4 protein-coding genes are annotated in these 2,201 nt (G+C 45.9%); 3 read left to right on the top strand and 1 reads right to left on the bottom strand.

Translation table 11 applies throughout. The features are described from left to right. The first annotated feature begins 125 nt into the window (after nt 1-125). Nucleotides 126-1,076, top strand: a complete 951-nt coding sequence (locus G5B42_RS09995; protein ID WP_181340334.1) for a CsgG/HfaB family protein — start codon at nt 126-128, stop codon at nt 1,074-1,076. 67 nt (nt 1,077-1,143) lie between these two features. Here the strand turns inward: G5B42_RS09995 and G5B42_RS09990 are convergent, their stop codons facing one another. Beyond that, nucleotides 1,144-1,632: a bacterial transcriptional activator domain-containing protein gene (locus G5B42_RS09990; protein ID WP_181340333.1), complete on the bottom strand. Its 489-nt coding sequence runs from the start codon at nt 1,630-1,632 to the stop codon at nt 1,144-1,146. A gap of 51 nt (nt 1,633-1,683) precedes the next feature. On the opposite strand from G5B42_RS09990, the gene G5B42_RS09985 reads away from it, so the two are divergent. Next, nucleotides 1,684-1,854: a hypothetical protein gene (locus tag G5B42_RS09985; RefSeq protein ID WP_181340332.1), complete on the top strand. Its 171-nt coding sequence runs from the start codon at nt 1,684-1,686 to the stop codon at nt 1,852-1,854. Nucleotides 1,855-1,880: 26 nt separating this feature from the next. Continuing rightward, nucleotides 1,881-2,201, top strand: a 321-nt coding sequence (locus G5B42_RS09980; protein ID WP_231133468.1) for a helix-turn-helix domain-containing protein, incomplete at its 3' end; no start/stop codon positions are given.

The following is a 2,201-nucleotide window of genomic DNA, read 5'->3' as shown; positions in this document are numbered from 1 at the left end:
ATATGAGTGAATACCTTCAGTGGCAAGAAGAGCAAAAACAAATCAATGATCAAAGCAATATTGCGTATATCAGATAAGCTTATTGATAACTGAGGAATTTACACACTAATTTGGACTTGATCCGTATGAAACGTATTCTTCTCTTCTGTTTCTTGTTACTTACTTTTATCGTTGTGCCCGTACAGGCCGCGGACTCCGAGGTACTCTATAAAATTGCAGTCCTCCCCTTTGATGACGGTTCGATCCAAAACCGCTGGTGGAATGAGGGCCATTGGGATGTGGGCAAAGGCATCGCCGACGAGTTCGTCACCGAAATTTTGAAGACCAAAAGATTCAGACTGATTGAACGGGAACAGATTGATAAAGTCATTGAAGAACAAAACTTTGGACAAAGCGGAAGAGTTGATCCTAAAACAGCCGCCAGTATTGGAAAAATCTTAGGCGTGGATTTCCTGGTAATGGGTAGAGTCACCGAATTCAGTTTCAAATCGACCGGAGTAAGTGGCCTGAGCCTCAAAGAGGGGATCGGGCTCGGCGTCAAGAGTACCAATGCGATTGTGGCCATCGACGCCCGTCTGGTTGATGCCAGTACGGCAGAGATTATCGCCAGTGTCACTGGAAGAGGTGAAAAACGCAGTACCAACCTGTCAGTGGAGGTGGAATGGAATGCGATCGCCTTCGGCAGTGATGAATTTCGGGCGACCAATTTAGGGATCGCCACTCGTGAGGCGGTGGCATCAGCCGCGCAACAGTTGGCCGACCAGGCATACAGCAGCGGCCGGCGTCCGTCTCAAGCATTGAGACTAAAGGGTGTCGTTGCTTATGCGTCGGGAGATCGGGTAATTATTAATATTGGTTCCACCGCGGGCGTCAAACAAGATATGGTTTTTGTCGTTAAACGTGTGCTTGAGGTGGTAAAGGACCCAATTTCCGGTGAGGTCATTGATGAAGTGACTGAGGTGTTGGCTGAGATTAAGGTGATCGAGGTCAAAGATAAATCTGCTACCTGTACGGTTTTGCAGACTTTAAACAGAAGCCTGACAACGGCGGTGGGAGATATCGTAGAGCAAAAATAGGCATATGGTTTAACGGACAAACACGACAGATGTCAAGCATAAAAAAAAGCCGCTTTTTAAGCGGCTTTTACTTTTGTTTGGAGAGGTTTGCAAAAAACCTCTTTATCTCAGCAGATGGTTGCAAGCCCAGTTCTTTGCGGATATTTCTGGCAAAGGCTGTATATTGTTTGATGACAGCAGAATGATCGCCCTTGTCCGCATAGGCGGTTAGTAATAGTTTTAAGTTTATTTCCGAGTAAGGATTTAAAGCCATCAATTGCTGCAAATGAAGCAAGGCTTTGTTCGGCATTTTATTGTCCAGATAATAGGCGGCCAATTTCTGTCTAATTTCCATATTTAAACTCCTCAATTTTTCTTGAACGGGCATGACCCATTGGTAGTCCAGATCTTCAAGGTAATCACCCCGGTAAAGCAAGACGGCGGCTTCCAACTGTTCCGCCAAGGCGGGAGTCATTTCTTTTTCTAAGGCTGGATGGGCAATGTCTTCAAATTGATAGCGGTCAATTACGACTCTTTCGGGGTGGAGTTGATAACGTTTGGACCCGCGAATAATCATCTCTTCACTGGTGAACTGTTGTAAAAGGCGCCGTAAATAATAAAGGGTGGTGTGGAAAAGGGACAAGGCTTTATCCGGATCAACATACGGCCAGAGATCCTCAATGATTTGATCGGTACTTACCGGCTTATTCTGATGGGCAAGATACGCCAAAAGGTGGCGGGATTTAACGGTTCGCCACTGGCTCGCATTAATTTCCTCGCCGGCATAGAAGACCGGTAGTGTCAATATTTTTTCGCACATTTATAATGGCGTTCGCCGGAGCGGTAAATTTCATTCCCAAAACTGAATATCAAGCGATTCCCGAGGCCATCCGGGCCACCTATTATAATCGTTCGCCGGTCGAAGTTGTCTTACGAGATTATTCCCGCTTGAAAGAGGCCGAATTGATTCAGAGTTTAACCCGGAGCGAACGGGAGATTTTAGCTTTGGCGGAACGGGGATTAAGCCGGTCCCAAATCAGCCAAAGACTCCACAAGTCCGAACAGACCATAAAAAACCAAATCGGCGTCATCCTAAAAAAGTTGGGAGTTAACCGAATGAAAGATGTGTGTTTGGCAATTATGAAT

The sequence above is a fragment of the Capillibacterium thermochitinicola genome, assembly GCF_013664685.1.
Classification (GTDB): Bacteria; Bacillota; UBA4882; order UBA10575; family UBA10575; genus Capillibacterium; species Capillibacterium thermochitinicola.
This window is presented reverse-complemented; position numbering and strand designations above follow the sequence as displayed.